This window comes from Desulfosarcina widdelii (assembly GCF_009688965.1).
Classification (GTDB): Bacteria; Desulfobacterota; Desulfobacteria; order Desulfobacterales; family Desulfosarcinaceae; genus Desulfosarcina; species Desulfosarcina widdelii.
In genome coordinates this window covers 2419241-2433815 of the sequence record NZ_AP021875.1, presented here as the reverse complement: position 1 = coordinate 2433815, position 14575 = coordinate 2419241, and the positions used below count along the sequence as shown (strand labels likewise).

Genomic DNA, 14575 nt, shown 5'->3' with positions numbered 1-14575 from the left:
AATAGTTGGTGATGGGATGCCCGTCAATGTTCGGTTAAAAAATGTGGATTCAGGCTAAATTTTACTTGAAAAAAGAAATCAACTTGTGTAAAAGACATCGTTTCAATCAATCGTGCCGGTTATAGGGCGTTTCAGCCGCATGATTGATTCGTTCTTTTATAGCATTGTTCGCCAGCGTAGCTCAGTTGGTAGAGCTACTGATTTGTAATCAGTGGGTCGGGGGTTCGAGTCCCTCCGCTGGCTCCAGCGTTTAGAGCTGATACTAAGGTGGGGTTCCCGAGTGGTCAAAGGGAACAGACTGTAAATCTGTCGGCGACGCCTTCGGAGGTTCAAATCCTCCCCCCACCACCATTTTAGTAAGTTTTTGTAGGAGATCGCTGCAAACAAAAAGATCGCTACCGTACTACAATGGCTTGCTCCTTGCTGTATTTCAGACGATCAGCAATGACAATCGAGACGCGTTATTCGTTAGCCGGAGTATTGACGCGGGAGTAGCTCAGTTGGTAGAGCTTCAGCCTTCCAAGCTGAATGTCGCGAGTTCGAGCCTCGTCTCCCGCTCCATCACTATCGACGCCGATCATTATTTGCCTGCCGTTGTATTTTTTTGTTTGTTGCCAATCAAAGCCCACGTAGCTCAGTCGGTAGAGCGCTTCCTTGGTAAGGAAGAGGTTCATCGGTTCAATTCCGATCGTGGGCTCCATTTTTACCTTAAGTTGAAAACGAAAAAGAAATAGCCGGAAACTGTCCATCAATGGGAGGGTGTAAACATGGCGAAGGAAAAATTCGAGAGGACGAAGCCGCACGTAAACGTAGGGACCATCGGTCACATTGACCATGGCAAGACGACCCTGACGGCAGCGATCACGAAGTTGAGCGGGTTGAAGGGGATGGCGGATTTTATTCCGTTCGATCAGATCGACAAGGCGCCTGAAGAAAAAGAGCGCGGGATCACGATCGCCACGGCCCACGTGGAATACGAGACGGCCACTCGCCATTACGCGCATGTGGACTGCCCGGGCCATGCGGACTACATCAAGAACATGATCACCGGCGCCGCCCAGATGGACGGGGCGATCCTGGTGGTGGGCGCCGACGACGGCCCGATGCCGCAGACCCGCGAGCACATCCTGTTGGCCCGTCAGGTGGGTGTACCGCGCATCGTGGTTTTTTTAAACAAATGCGACATGGTGGACGACGAAGAGCTGATCGAGCTGGTGGAGCTGGAGCTTCGCGAGCTTCTGGACAAGTACGAGTTCCCTGGAGACGACACGCCGATCATCCGCGGCAGCGCGCTCAAGGCGCTGGAGAGCGATGATCCGGATTCGGAAGACGCCAAGTGCATTTTCGAGCTTCTGGATGCGATCGACAGTTATATTCCGGAGCCGGAGCGCGATGTGGACAAACCGTTCCTGATGCCGATCGAGGACGTGTTCAGCATTTCGGGTCGGGGAACGGTTGTGACCGGTCGTGTGGAGCGCGGGATCATCCATGTGGGCGACAACGTGGAGATTGTGGGTATCCGCGAGACGACCAAGACGGTGTGTACGGGCGTGGAGATGTTCCGCAAGCTGCTTGACGAAGGACAGGCGGGCGACAATATCGGCGTGCTGCTTCGCGGCACCAAGCGCGACGAGGTGGAGCGCGGGCAGGTGGTGAGTGCGCCTGGATCGATCACGCCGCACACGAAGTTCAAGGCCGAGGCGTACATTCTGAGCAAGGAAGAGGGCGGCCGGCATACGCCGTTTTTCAACGGATATCGTCCGCAATTTTATTTTCGGACGACGGACGTGACGGGCATATTGAATCTTCCGGAAGGCGTAGAGATGGTAATGCCCGGTGATAACGTTGCCATTACGGCCGAGTTGATCACGCCGATCGCCATGGAGAAAGAGCTTCGTTTTGCGATCCGCGAAGGCGGACGCACGGTGGGTGCCGGTGTCGTCAGCGAGATAATCGAATAGGACTGCAAGGAGTGCCTTCAAGTGAGAATTATTATAACACTGGCCTGCACGGAGTGTAAGCGCAGGAACTATACAACCACCAAAAACAAGCGCACGACGCCGGACAAGCTGGAGTTCAGCAAGTACTGCCGTTTTTGCAAGAAACATACGCCGCACAAAGAGACCAAGTAACACCTGTCGCTTTGTGTGTCGTGGATTTGATGCAGGCCAGTAGCTCTAATTGGTAGAGCATCGGACTCCAAATCCGGGTGTTGGGGGTTCGAATCCCTCCTGGCCTGCCACAATTTTCGATGTTTTATATAATGGTGACGAACATCGCGACCTCATTGGAGATTGCGGCGTTCCGCCTTTTCGCATAACGGGGTGTGATGGGACGCTTACTTCGAAAGAAAGATCCAAAAAGAAAGATTAAGAAAACGCAATCTGCGAACGAAGTCGATCTGGATCCCAATTCCCCTGGTGATCAGGCGAAGGCAAAGCCGGTGGTGAAGAAAACCTATACCCCGGTTAGCAAGCCTACGGTCGCCAAGGAAAAGAATGTTATCGACAAGTCGCTCCAGTTCCTCAGGGAGGTCAAGGTCGAACTGAAGAAAGTCACCTGGCCGTCCAGAAAACAGACCATGGGGTCCACAGTGGTTGTCTTGGTTATCGTGGCGATCATCTCGCTGTTTCTCGGGGTGGTCGATGCGGGTCTGTCCGGCCTGATCCGAGCAGTATTGCAATAGCGCAGGAGCGGTTATCGTGGCCAAAAAATGGTATATTGTTCATGTCTATTCGGGATTCGAGAACAAGGTAAAGGCATCTCTCGAGGAAAAGATTGCCTCTTCGCCCAACCCGGACAAGTTCGATGAAGTCCTCGTTCCGACGGAAGAGGTCGTCGAACTGGTCAAGGGCAAGCGGAGGACCTCTTCGCGAAAGTTCTACCCCGGCTATCTTCTCGTCAAAATGGAACTTGACGACGAAACCTGGCACATCGTGAACAATACACCGAAAGTTACCGGATTTCTTGGGGGACGGGAAAAGCCGACTCCCATCACGGAAGAAGAAGCCAACACCATCCTCAACCGGATGGAGGCGGGCAAAAACCAGCCACAACCGAAATACTTCTTCGAAACCGGGGACGAGATCCGCGTCATCGACGGGCCGTTCACCAACTTTAACGGTACCGTTGAGGAAGTCAATCCCGAAAAGGGAAAGATCAAGGTCCTGGTGAGTATTTTCGGCCGATCCACACCGGTTGAACTGGATTTTGTCCAAGTCACCAAGTTGTAGCCGCACGGCTGGCGGCCCGGATGGTAACGCTTATACAATTCAACGATTTTCAAGGGAAATGATCGAACAATGGCTAAAAAGGTAATGGCTCAAATCAAGCTTCAAGTCGAAGCAGGCAAGGCGAACCCGTCTCCTCCCATCGGCCCGGCCCTCGGGCAGCATGGTGTCAATATCATGGATTTTTGCAAGGCATTCAATGCGCGTACGGCTAACGATGCCGGTATGATCATCCCGGTGGTCATTACCGTTTTCCAGGACCGCTCATTTACCTTCATCACCAAAACGCCGCCGGCCGCCGTCCTTTTAAAGAAGGCTGCCAAAGTGGCCAAGGGGGCAGGCGACCCCAAAAGGGATCGTGTGGGCAGCGTAACCATGGCCCAGGTTGAGGAGATTGCGAAAATTAAAATGGAAGACCTTAACGCCAACGATCTGGCGGCGGCCTGCAAAATTATCGGTGGAACCGCCAGGAGCATGGGGATCGATATAAAATAGCCACCCGGCAGCGCCTGCGCGTTTCGACGCCGCAATTCGGGCGCCAGCGCACAGAGAGGGTGCTAAGCGAATCATTTGCAAGGAGCAAGAACGAAGATGCCGAAGCATGGTAAAAAATACAGGGAATCATCCAGTAAGATCGAGTCAGCCCGGCGTTACGATTTCACCGAAGCGATCGATGCTGCCATCTCTTCATCCTATGCCAAGTTTGACGAGACCGTAGACGTGGCTGTTCGCCTCGGGGTCGATCCCAGGCATGCCGACCAGATGGTGCGCGGGACCGTCGTTCTGCCCAACGGCCTTGGAAAAGAGGTCAAGGTACTTGTTTTTGCCAAGGGTGAAAAGGAAGCCGAAGCCAGGGAAGCCGGAGCCGAATTCGTCGGTAACGAAGATCTGGTCGAAAAGATTAAAGAGGGCTGGTTCGGCTTTGACAAGGCCATTGCGACCCCGGACATGATGGGCACCGTTGGAAAGATCGGTCGGCTCCTCGGACCGCGAGGCTTGATGCCCAACGCCAAAACCGGAACGGTGACCTTCGATGTTGCCAAAACGGTTCAGGAACTCAAAGCCGGTAAAATCGAATTTCGAGTTGAAAAAGCGGGCATCGTACACGCCCCGATGGGAAAAGTCTCCTTTGGTTCGCAGCGACTCATTGAGAATATCACCGCATTTCTTGAAACCATTTTGAAGTTGAAACCGTCTTCCAGCAAAGGAACCTACCTGAAAGGGATTGCCGTGTCCACCACCATGGGGCCCGGCATCAAAATCGATACCGCCCTGGTCAAGGACCTGGGGAAATAGGAGCGCCACAGGCCTCCTTGTTTTCATAGCGGCAAGATCTTTTTATTATAACCGCAGGTTTAAAACGGCCTGTACGATCACACTGTCAAAGACTGTAGGTTCACCAAGCCCCGTTAGGAAAAGGGACTGCGTGTTTAATCGGTACATACCGGCCTGCCGAGACGGAGTTGGATTGTTTCATGAGCCCTTCCGACAGCATGATTGCAGTCGATACGATTGTTTCAGAAGGACCTCCCGGAAATCAAGCCATCAAGTGTCCTCCGGTTTTTGCAGTTTAAGGAAGGGGGTGTAATCAAACATTGGATATTCACAAGAAAAAGCAGATCGCCGAAGACCTTCAGGGACGCTTTGAAAAGTCAACCCTCGTTATTCTGACCGACTACAAGGGGCTTGACGTTGCAGCGATGAACGTCCTGAGACGCAAACTCAGAGAGGCCAACACCGAATACCAGGTGGTGAAAAATTCGCTTCTCGTTCGCGCTTCGGAAGGCAACGACGTCGCCCTGATCAAGGATCAGTTCACAGGGCCAAGCGCCATCGCCCTGAGCCAGGACGATCCGGTGGCGCCGGCAAAGGTGCTCGCCGATTTCGTCCAGGAAAACAAAAAGTTCGAAATAAAAGGTGGCGTCCTTAACGGCAAGATCATCGATCCCGAGGGAATCAAGGCGCTTTCTTCCCTGCCGTCACGAGAAGTTCTGTTGGCACAGGTGCTTTCCGCCATGAATGCCGTACCGACCTCGTTGGTCACGGCTCTGGCTGACGTGCCGCGGCGATTCGTCAACGTGCTTCAGGCGATCAAGGACCAGAAAGAAGCCCAGGCCTGATCTTAAGCTTTCAACAATCGATATTTTTTAAAGACCGAAAATTGTACTGGAGGAAAAAACCCAATGGCTGATATTACTAAAGAAGATGTAATTGAATTTATTGCAAATATGTCTGTTCTGGAACTCTCCGAGATGGTGAAGGAGATGGAAGAGAAATTCGGTGTTTCCGCAGCCGCTCCTGTTGCCATGATGGCCGCCGGGCCCGCCGGAGATGCCGGCGGTGCTGCAGCCGCTGAAGAGAAAAACGAATTCGACGTCGTTCTGACTGCTGCCGGTGACAAAAAGATCGCCGTGATCAAAGAGGTTCGCGCCATCACCGGTCTGGGCCTGAAAGAAGCCAAGGCCTTGGTTGATGAAGCACCCAAACCGGTCAAGGAAGGCGTACCCAAGGAAGAGGCCGAAAAGATCCAGGCCCAACTCGAAGAAGCCGGCGCCCAGGTGGAGCTGAAGTAATCCGATATTGGCGCTAGACGCCAAAAGGTATGCAATATCCTTTATTTATTTTAAAAAGTATTGAATGTGGAAATGGGGTGCAAAGGTGCGAAATCCTTTGATCCCATTTTCATATTCCTAAATCATTTATCGGAGTTGCCATGTCGAAAAGACCAACGGCGAACAAGAGAATTAGAAAAAGCTTTGGCAAAATCAAGAAAATTGTAGAAATCCCAGATCTGATTGGAATGCAGCGCGATTCCTATCAGCGATTTCTCCAAATGAACGTGCCCCCCGAAAAGCGGGAGGACATCGGTTTGCAGGCGGTTTTCAAGTCCGTATTTCCCATAAAGGATTTTACGGGCAGTGCTTCTCTGGAGTTTGTGTCTTATCGATTTGCCGAGATCAAGCATAGCGAGGAAGAGTGTGTTCATCGCGGAATGACCTACGAGCTGCCGGTGCGCATCACCGTGCGGCTGGTGGTCTACGATTTGGACAAAGACACCGGTGTATCCAATATCAGGGACATCAAGGAACAGGAGATTTATTTCGGCACCATTCCTTTGATGACCGACAAGGGAACGTTCATCATCAACGGAACCGAGCGTGTTGTCGTCAGCCAGCTCCATCGTTCGTCAGGCGTTTTTTTCGACCACGACAAGGGCAAAAGCCACTCCAGCGGGAAAATCATATACAGTTCCCGGATCATCCCGGTTCGGGGATCGTGGATCGACCTGGAGATCGATCCCAAGGACATCGTTTACATCCGGATCGACCGCCGGAGAAAGTTTCCCGTCACCGTACTGTTCAAAGCCTTCGGGTATTCCACCGAGGATCTTTTGAGCTATTTCTACAACACCGAGAAAATCACCTTCGAAAAGAGCGAGTACTACCGGGAGGTCGCCCCGAAAGTATTGAAGGGTACCCGGGCCAGCAAGGATGTGGTCGATCCGGAAAGCGGCGAAATCATCGTCAAGAAAGGTCGCATGTTCACCCAGCGGGCCCTCAAGCAGATGGCGGGAAAAATTACCCGGGTTCCCATCGAACGCGAGGACTTGCTTGACAAATCCGTCGCCTTTTCCATCGCCGACCCGCAGACCGAGGCGGTGATTGCCCAGGCCGGAGACGTCATTGACGAAACCCTTCTGAAACAACTGGAAGATGCCCACGTCGAAGCCTTCGAACTGCTTTTCATCGACGGGGCCTCCAGCAGCGACTCCATCCGCAAGACCCTTCTTTTGGACAAGGTTGCCAACAAAGAGGAAGCGTTGATCGAGATCTACCGGCTGCTGCGACCGGGAAATCCGGCCACCCCCGAAGTTGCCCAGGATTTTCTGGATCATCTCTTTTTCAAGTCTTCCTATTACGACCTGTCCGGTGTGGGGCGGCTCAAGATCAATCTGCGTTTGGGCATCGATACGCCGGTCAATGTGCGAACGCTCCGCAAAGAAGACATTTTGCTGACGGCCAAAACGCTGGTCGAACTGCGCGACACCCAGGGTGTGGTCGATGATATCGATCATCTGGGCAATCGCAGGGTCAGGGCCGTCGGCGAACTGCTCGAAAACCAGTACCGCATTGGTCTGGTGCGCATGGAGCGGGCCATCAAGGAGCGTATGAGCCTGCAGGAAGTCGATGCCCTGATGCCCCATGACCTGGTGAACCCCAAACCGGTTTCGGCGGTTGTCAAAGAGTTCTTCGGGACCAGCCAGCTCAGCCAGTTCATGGACAAGACCAACCCCCTGTCCGAGACCACCCATAAGCGCCGCCTGAGCGCTCTGGGACCCGGTGGTCTGACCCGTGAACGGGCCGGGTTCGAGGTCCGCGATGTGCATCCGTCGCACTACGGGCGCATCTGCCCCATCGAAACGCCGGAAGGTCCCAACATCGGACTCATCGTTTCTCTGAGCACTTACGCCAAGGTCAACGATTTTGGCTTTATCGAGACGCCCTACCGGGTTGTCGAAGACGCCACGGTATCCAAGGACGTCAAATTTCTCAGCGCCTTCGAGGAAAAGGATCACCCCATCGCCCAGGCCAATGCGCCCATCGACGAGAACAACCAGTATATCAATCCGACGGTGACCTCCAGGGTTGCCGGCGAACTGATGATGGTCGAGCGGGAAAAGATCGAACTGATGGATATTTCGCCCAATCAGTTGGTGAGTGTTTCCGCTTCCCTGATTCCTTTTCTCGAGAATGACGACGCCAACCGCGCCCTGATGGGGTCCAACATGCAGCGCCAGGCCGTTCCGCTGATCAAGGCCGAGGCGCCGCTGGTGGGAACCGGCATCGAAGGGGTGGTGGCTCGCGATTCCGGCGTAACCATTGTGGCCAGCCGCGACGGTGAGGTGGTCGATGTGGACGCTTCGCGTATCGTTCTGCGGCACGATTCTGCCGAAGCCGGTCACGACAAACAGGTAACCATTTACAACCTGCACAAATTCGTCCGGTCGAATCAGAACACCTGTTTCAATCAGCGTCCCATGGTCAAAAAAGGCCAGTTCGTGAACGCTGGCGAGATTATCGCCGACGGCCCCGCCACCGAGCAGGGAGAACTCGCTTTGGGTAAAAATGTCACCGTGGCCTTCATGCCCTGGGGCGGATATAACTTCGAGGACTCGATTCTCGTCAGCGAACGTTTGGTCAGAGATGGAGTTTATACCTCGGTACACATCGAGGAGTTCGAAGTGGTGGCCCGGGACACCAAGCTGGGTAAGGAAGAGGTTACCCGCGATATCCCCAATGTAGGCGAAGAGGCCTTGAGGAATCTGGACGACAGCGGTATTATCCGTCTGGGTGCCGAAGTGAATCAGGGGGATATTCTGGTCGGTAAAATCACCCCCAAAGGTGAAACCCAACTTTCTCCCGAAGAGAAGCTGCTCAGAGCGATATTCGGAGAGAAGGCCGGTGACGTCAAGGATACCTCGCTTCGGGTTCCGCCGGGTGTCGAGGGGATCGTCATTGATGCCAAAATTTTCTCCCGCCGGGGCGTTGACAAGGACGAACGCACCCATGCCATCGAAAAAGCCGAAATGGCGGCGATGGAGAAGAACAAGAACGACGAGATCAAAATTATCGGCCAAAGCGTGCGTTCTCAATTGGAGTCGCTCCTGGACGGTGAGAAGTGTTCGGTTTCCTTGAAAAAGGGCAAGAAGGTTCTTCTGGCCAAGAACACCGCCATTGAACCGGGCATCCTGTCCGACATCCCCGTGGCCGATTTGGAGGGACTGCTTTTTGACGACGCCGTTCTTACAGAGAAGGTCCATCAGGTATTGGACGCCTACCGCGCCCAGGTGGCCCGCTGCCAGGAAGAGTTCGAAGCCCGGCTGGGGCGTTTCGAGAAGGGCGACGAACTGCCCCCCGGCGTGATCAAAATGGTCAAAGTCTATGTGGCCATGAAGCGCAAACTCTCCGTGGGGGACAAGATGGCCGGGCGCCATGGCAACAAAGGTGTAGTTTCCAGGATTCTGCCCATCGAAGACATGCCTTACTTCGCCAACGGCAATCCGGTCGATATGGTGCTCAATCCCTTGGGGGTTCCGTCCCGCATGAACGTCGGCCAGATTCTTGAAATTCACCTGGGCCTGGCGGCCAAGGGACTGGGCGACCAGCTCAACGCCTTGCTCGAAGAGAGCAAGGTGCAGGATCTGCGCAAGAAGTTGGACGCGATTTTCGAAGGCGCTGCCGGCAACCTGAAAAAGATGAGTGACACGGAAATCAAGGATTTTGCCGCTTTCTACCGTGGTGGCGTTCACATGGCGACACCCGTATTTGACGGTGCCAAAGAGGAAGAGATCAAGAACTTGCTGACCGAGGCGGGATTGAGCCCCACCGGCCAGACAACGCTGTATGACGGCCATACGGGAGAGGCCTTCAAAGAGAAAATCACTGTCGGCACCATGTACATGCTCAAATTGCACCACCTTGTCGACGACAAGATCCACGCCCGCTCTATCGGGCCCTATTCTCTTGTTACCCAGCAGCCTTTGGGTGGCAAAGCCCAGTTTGGCGGTCAGCGGTTGGGCGAAATGGAGGTCTGGGCCATGGAGGCCTACGGCGCCGCCCATGCCCTGCAGGAATTTCTCACGGTAAAATCCGACGACATGGCGGGACGTACCCGCATGTACGAGAAAATCGTCAAGGGGCAGAACGTTTTGGAGCCGGGTATCCCCGAATCGTTCAAGGTGCTCACCAAAGAGCTTCAGAGCCTGGGGCTGGATGTGACCCTTTTGGAGGAGTAACCGGACCGACAGCGAACCATCGGGCAACGATTTTTTGATCATCCGTAACGACGATAAAGGAAACAGTTATGGAAACACTATATGATTTTTTTTCGAAACCGACCGATCCCAGGCGTTATACCGGCGTCAAGGTCTCTTTGGCCTCATCGGACCAGATCCGACAGTGGTCCCACGGCGAGATAAAAAAGCCGGAGACCATCAATTACCGGACATTCAAGCCGGAGCGTGACGGCCTTTTCTGTGCCAAGATTTTCGGACCAACCAAGGATTACGAGTGCAATTGCGGCAAGTACAAACGCATGAAGCACCGGGGCGTGATCTGCGAAAAGTGCGGCGTGGAAGTAATCCAGTCCAAGGTCCGCCGAGAGCGCATGGGCCACATCGAACTGGCCACACCGGTTTCCCATATCTGGTTTCTAAAAAGTCTGCCCAGCAAAATCGGCAACCTTCTCGACATCACTCTAAAAAACATGGAGAAGGTTCTTTACTTCGATTCCTACATCGTCATCGATCCCAAGGATACGGCCCTTTCCCGCGGTCAACTGCTGTCCGACGAAAAATACCATGAGGCCCTGGAAACTTATGGTGCCGGAAGCTTCGAAGCCGGCATCGGAGCGGAAGCCGTCAAGGCCCTGCTTGAAAATATCGAACTGGACGAGCTCTACCAGGAACTGAGAAAGGACATCCGGGCCACCAACTCCGTCGCCAAAAGGCAGAAGCTCTCGAAACGGCTGAAAATTGTGGACGCCTTCATGCGATCGGGCCTGGAGCCCGTCTGGATGGTCATGGACGTCATCCCCGTGCTGCCGCCCGACCTGAGACCGCTGGTGCCCCTTGAAGGTGGACGCTTTGCCACATCCGATCTCAACGATCTCTATCGGCGGGTCATCAACCGCAACAACCGGCTCAAGCGACTCATGGACCTGAAGGCGCCCGAGATCATCGTACGAAACGAAAAGCGCATGCTTCAAGAATCCGTGGACGTGCTTTTCGACAACGGGCGCCACGGCCGGGTCATTACCGGAACCAACAAGCGGCCCCTCAAATCCTTGAGCGACACCCTCAAGGGCAAACAGGGTCGTTTTCGTCAGAACCTTTTGGGAAAACGGGTGGACTACTCCGGACGTACGGTCATTACCGTGGGGCCGAACCTGCGACTGCATCAGTGCGGCCTGCCGAAGAAGATGGCCCTGGAGCTGTTCAAGCCTTTTGTCTACTACCGGTTGGAGCAAAAGGGCTTAGTTTCCACGGTAAAAAGCGCCAAGAAGATGGTCGAGCGAGAAGTTCCGGAAGTATGGGATACACTCGACGAAGTCGTCAAGGAATACCCCGTGATGCTTAACCGGGCACCGACTTTGCACCGGTTGGGAATTCAGGCCTTCGAGCCGACGCTGATCGAGGGCAAGGCCATTCAACTGCACCCGCTGGTATGTACAGCCTTCAATGCCGACTTCGACGGGGACCAGATGGCTGTGCATGTTCCGCTTTCTGTCGAATCCCAGATTGAGGCCCGTGTACTTATGCTGGCCAGCAACAACATCCTTTCCCCGGCCAACGGCAGCCCAATCATCGTTCCCAGTCAGGACATCGTACTTGGATTGTACTACATGACTAGGGGAAAAGAGGGTTGCATCGGCGAGGGCAAGATATTCGCCAATCCGGAAGAAGTTCGTGTCGCTTACGACGACCGGGCGGTCGATCTGCACGCCAGCATCACGGTTCGTATCAATGGCAAGCGGGTGGAAACCATTGTCGGCCGAATTCTGTTGTGGGAAATCATGCCCAAGGAGGAAGTGGTCCGGCTGCGGCACATCATGGTCAAGGATGAGAAGACTATGGCCAAGATTTCCAAGGCGGCGCTGGCCGGAGAAGACTTTTCAGGTCTCGTGGCACAGTATTCAGAAAGCCGGGACAAAGAGAACGGCGGCGAGATAGGGCTGCTTAAAAGAGAAGAGTTCGTGCGGGTGTTCGGTGCGGAAGCCGAAGATGTCGAAGCCCTGTTTCAGCTCTCGGAAAACGAAATCTCCGCGATTTTCGCCAACGGATCGGGATACCACCTGTTTCAGGTGATGGAGCGCCGACCCGAAATTCCTTTCGAAACCATCAACAAGGTGATGGACAAGGGGGCTCTTCGCGGTCTGGTCGATTATGTCTATCGTAATCTCGGACCGAAAGCCACGGTCATTTTGGCCGACCGGCTCAAGGATATCGGATACAAGTACTCCACCAAGGGCGGGCTGTCCATTGCCATCGACGCCATGATCATTCCTGAAAAGAAATGGGATATTCTCAAACAGGCGGATTCCCAGGTCAGCGAAATCGGACGACAATACACCGAAGGCCTCATCACACAAGGGGAGAAGTATAACAAGGTGGTGGACATCTGGGCCAAGGCCACCGACGACGTAGCCAACGAGATGATGGATGCCATGAAGGTGGAGACGCTGACAGACGCTGACGGCAACGTCCGTCTGGATGAATCCGGAAATCCGATGGTGGCGGAAAGTTTCAACCCCATCTATATGATGGCTGATTCCGGCGCTCGGGGCAGCAAGGACCAGATGCGGCAGCTGGCCGGAATGCGTGGCCTGATGGCCAAACCTTCCGGCGAGATCATCGAAACGCCCATTCAGGCCAATTTCCGGGAAGGGCTTTCCGTGCTCCAGTACTTCACCTCCACCCACGGTGCCCGCAAGGGACTTGCCGACACCGCGCTGAAAACCGCCAACTCCGGTTACCTGACCCGACGCTTGGCCGACGTGGCCCAGGACTGTGCCGTGGTCGAGGATGACTGCGGCACGACCATGGGCGTCGAAGTCGAACCGCTGCTCGAAGGCGGAGAGGTGATTCAACGCCTCAGCGAACGAATCCTGGGCCGGACCACGGTCACCGACGTCCTGGATCCCTTTACCGATGAAGTCATCGTTCCGGAGGGCAAGGAGATCGACGAAAAAGATGCCCGGAAGATCGAAGATGCTGGAGTGAACAATGTTCTGATTCGCAGTGTGTTGACCTGCCGTACCAAATACGGCGTTTGCGCCAAATGTTACGGACGGGACCTGGCTCACGGTCGTACAGTCGAAATGGGCCAGGCGGTGGGGATTCTGGCAGCCCAGTCCATCGGGGAGCCGGGAACGCAGCTGACCATGCGGACCTTCCACATCGGCGGTACGGCCAGTCGACGGGTCGAGCAGGCCGATATCCGTGCCCGCACGGCTGGAAAGATCAAGTTCGTCGATCTCAATGTGGTTAAAAATGCCGATAACGAACTGGTTGTCATGAACCGCCGGGGCGGCGAATTTGCCATTGTCGGCGAAACCGGACGGGAGCGCGAGCGCTGTCCGGTTATTTACGGCGCCCACATCGTGGTTCAGGAGGGTCAGGCAGTGAGTCCCGGAGATCTGTTGGCCGTATGGGATCCGTTTACCACCCCGATCCTTACCGAAACCGCCGGTACCGTCAAATTCGGAGACCTGATTCCGGGCAAGACTATCCAGGAAAAAGTGGACCCGGTGACCGGTAAATCCAGCCGTACGGTGATCGAATCCAAAACCGCTGAAGAACGTCCGCGGATTTCCATCAAAGGCGCGGACGGCAAAACCGCCAAACTGACCAAAGGGTCGGGGATGGCGCGCTACATGCTCCCGGTGGATGCTGTCGTCATGGTCGAAGAGGGTGATCCGATAAAAGCCGGCGACATTATCGCCAAGCTTCCCCGGGCCACTACCAAGACCAAGGACATCACCGGCGGTCTTCCCCGGGTCGCCGAACTGTTCGAGGTTCGCAAGCCGAAAGAGGTGGCGGTGCTCAGCGAGATCGACGGGTACGTTTCCATTGCCAAGGCCACGAAAAAGGGAAAACAGCGGGTTACCATCACCCCGGTAGACGTCGGCGAAAAGAAAGAATACCTGATTCCCAGAGGCAAGCATATCAACGTTTACGAAGGGGATTACATTCGGGCGGGAGAGCCACTTATTGGCGGTGCCGCCAACCCCCAGGATATTCTCAAGATCAAGGGTGAGGTGGCCCTGGCCAAGTACCTGGTGGATGAAGTCCAGGAAGTCTACCGACTCCAGGGTGTGCGCATCAACGACAAGCATATCGAAGTGATCGTGCGTCAGATGATGCGGCGGGTCAAAGTGGTGGACATCGGCGATACCGATTTCATTCTGGAGGAGCAGGTGGATAAGATCAACTTTGAAGAGGCCAACGAGGCCATCGTCGCCGAAGGCGGCAAGCCGGCCATCGCCGAACCGCTGATCCTCGGGATTACCAAAGCGTCGCTCAGCACGGACAGTTTTATTTCGGCGGCCTCCTTCCAGGAGACCACCAAGGTGCTGACCGATGCCGCCATTGCCGGAGCCGAGGACCAACTCCGGGGCCTGAAAGAAAACGTCATCATGGGCCGGATCATTCCGGCGGGAACGGGCGTTACCCGGTACCGCGATATTGCCGTAACGGCCAGTGATGGCGAATGATAGCTTGGGAACGTGTTTAAAAATTTCCTTGACAAACAAAAAAGCAAAATATACATAAGCGGTTTCTGTGC

Annotated in this window: 10 protein-coding genes and 5 tRNA genes; all 15 read left to right on the top strand. The window is 54.6% G+C overall.

The window, feature by feature from the left end; all coding sequences use genetic code 11:
* The first annotated feature begins 170 nt into the window (after nucleotides 1–170).
* The 15 genes from GN111_RS11470 to rpoC all read left to right on the top strand — a co-directional run bounded on the left by GN111_RS11470 (nucleotide 171) and on the right by rpoC (nucleotide 14504).
* Nucleotides 171–246, top strand: a tRNA-Thr gene (locus tag GN111_RS11470).
* Between the two features lie 20 nt (nucleotides 247–266).
* Nucleotides 267–351 (top strand) — tRNA-Tyr (locus tag GN111_RS11465).
* Nucleotides 352–485: 134 nt separating this feature from the next.
* Nucleotides 486–561 (top strand) — tRNA-Gly (locus tag GN111_RS11460).
* A 62-nt stretch (nucleotides 562–623) separates the two neighbouring features.
* Nucleotides 624–700, top strand: a tRNA-Thr gene (locus tag GN111_RS11455).
* A 67-nt stretch (nucleotides 701–767) separates the two neighbouring features.
* Nucleotides 768–1961 carry an elongation factor Tu gene (gene tuf, locus GN111_RS11450; RefSeq protein WP_155303870.1) on the top strand — a complete coding sequence of 398 codons (1194 nt, stop codon included), beginning with the start codon at nucleotides 768–770 and terminating at the stop codon, nucleotides 1959–1961.
* A 21-nt stretch (nucleotides 1962–1982) separates the two neighbouring features.
* On the top strand, nucleotides 1983–2132 hold the full coding sequence (gene rpmG / locus GN111_RS11445; protein ID WP_155303881.1) for a 50S ribosomal protein L33: 150 nt from the start codon (nucleotides 1983–1985) through the stop codon (nucleotides 2130–2132).
* A 33-nt stretch (nucleotides 2133–2165) separates the two neighbouring features.
* Nucleotides 2166–2242: transfer RNA gene (locus tag GN111_RS11440), tRNA-Trp, on the top strand.
* An 87-nt stretch (nucleotides 2243–2329) separates the two neighbouring features.
* Complete coding sequence (gene secE / locus GN111_RS11435; protein ID WP_155303880.1) at nucleotides 2330–2686, top strand: preprotein translocase subunit SecE; 357 nt, start codon at nucleotides 2330–2332, stop codon at nucleotides 2684–2686.
* Nucleotides 2687–2702: 16 nt separating this feature from the next.
* Nucleotides 2703–3233: a transcription termination/antitermination protein NusG gene (gene nusG, locus GN111_RS11430; RefSeq protein ID WP_155303879.1), complete on the top strand. Its 531-nt coding sequence runs from the start codon at nucleotides 2703–2705 to the stop codon at nucleotides 3231–3233.
* 69 nt (nucleotides 3234–3302) lie between these two features.
* Nucleotides 3303–3725 (top strand): 50S ribosomal protein L11, encoded by a 423-nt coding sequence (gene rplK, locus GN111_RS11425; RefSeq protein WP_155303878.1) that lies wholly within the window; start codon nucleotides 3303–3305, stop codon nucleotides 3723–3725.
* 96 nt (nucleotides 3726–3821) lie between these two features.
* Nucleotides 3822–4526: a 50S ribosomal protein L1 gene (rplA, locus tag GN111_RS11420; protein WP_155303877.1), complete on the top strand. Its 705-nt coding sequence runs from the start codon at nucleotides 3822–3824 to the stop codon at nucleotides 4524–4526.
* 299 nt (nucleotides 4527–4825) lie between these two features.
* Nucleotides 4826–5350, top strand: coding sequence for a 50S ribosomal protein L10 (rplJ, locus tag GN111_RS11415; RefSeq protein WP_155303876.1), 525 nt, complete (start codon nucleotides 4826–4828; stop codon nucleotides 5348–5350).
* A gap of 63 nt (nucleotides 5351–5413) precedes the next feature.
* Nucleotides 5414–5803 (top strand): 50S ribosomal protein L7/L12, encoded by a 390-nt coding sequence (gene rplL / locus GN111_RS11410; RefSeq protein WP_155303875.1) that lies wholly within the window; start codon nucleotides 5414–5416, stop codon nucleotides 5801–5803.
* Nucleotides 5804–5943: 140 nt separating this feature from the next.
* Entirely contained in the window at nucleotides 5944–10026 is a 4083-nt protein-coding gene (gene rpoB, locus GN111_RS11405; RefSeq protein ID WP_155303874.1) for a DNA-directed RNA polymerase subunit beta, read from the top strand.
* A 68-nt stretch (nucleotides 10027–10094) separates the two neighbouring features.
* Nucleotides 10095–14504, top strand: coding sequence for a DNA-directed RNA polymerase subunit beta' (rpoC, locus tag GN111_RS11400; RefSeq protein WP_155303873.1), 4410 nt, complete (start codon nucleotides 10095–10097; stop codon nucleotides 14502–14504).
* Nucleotides 14505–14575 lie beyond the last annotated feature (71 nt).

Excerpts from the sequence above, each read along its gene's own strand:
- rpoB (WP_155303874.1), top strand. The coding sequence starts at position 5,944 with ATGTCGAAAAGACCAACGGCGAACAAGAGAATTAGAAAAAGCTTTGGC.
- rplL (WP_155303875.1), top strand. The coding sequence starts at position 5,414 with ATGGCTGATATTACTAAAGAAGATGTAATTGAATTTATTGCAAATATG.
- tuf (WP_155303870.1), top strand. The coding sequence starts at position 768 with ATGGCGAAGGAAAAATTCGAGAGGACGAAGCCGCACGTAAACGTAGGG.
- rpoC (WP_155303873.1), top strand. The coding sequence starts at position 10,095 with ATGGAAACACTATATGATTTTTTTTCGAAACCGACCGATCCCAGGCGT.
- rplK (WP_155303878.1), top strand. The coding sequence starts at position 3,303 with ATGGCTAAAAAGGTAATGGCTCAAATCAAGCTTCAAGTCGAAGCAGGC.
- secE (WP_155303880.1), top strand. The coding sequence starts at position 2,330 with ATGGGACGCTTACTTCGAAAGAAAGATCCAAAAAGAAAGATTAAGAAA.
- rplA (WP_155303877.1), top strand. The coding sequence starts at position 3,822 with ATGCCGAAGCATGGTAAAAAATACAGGGAATCATCCAGTAAGATCGAG.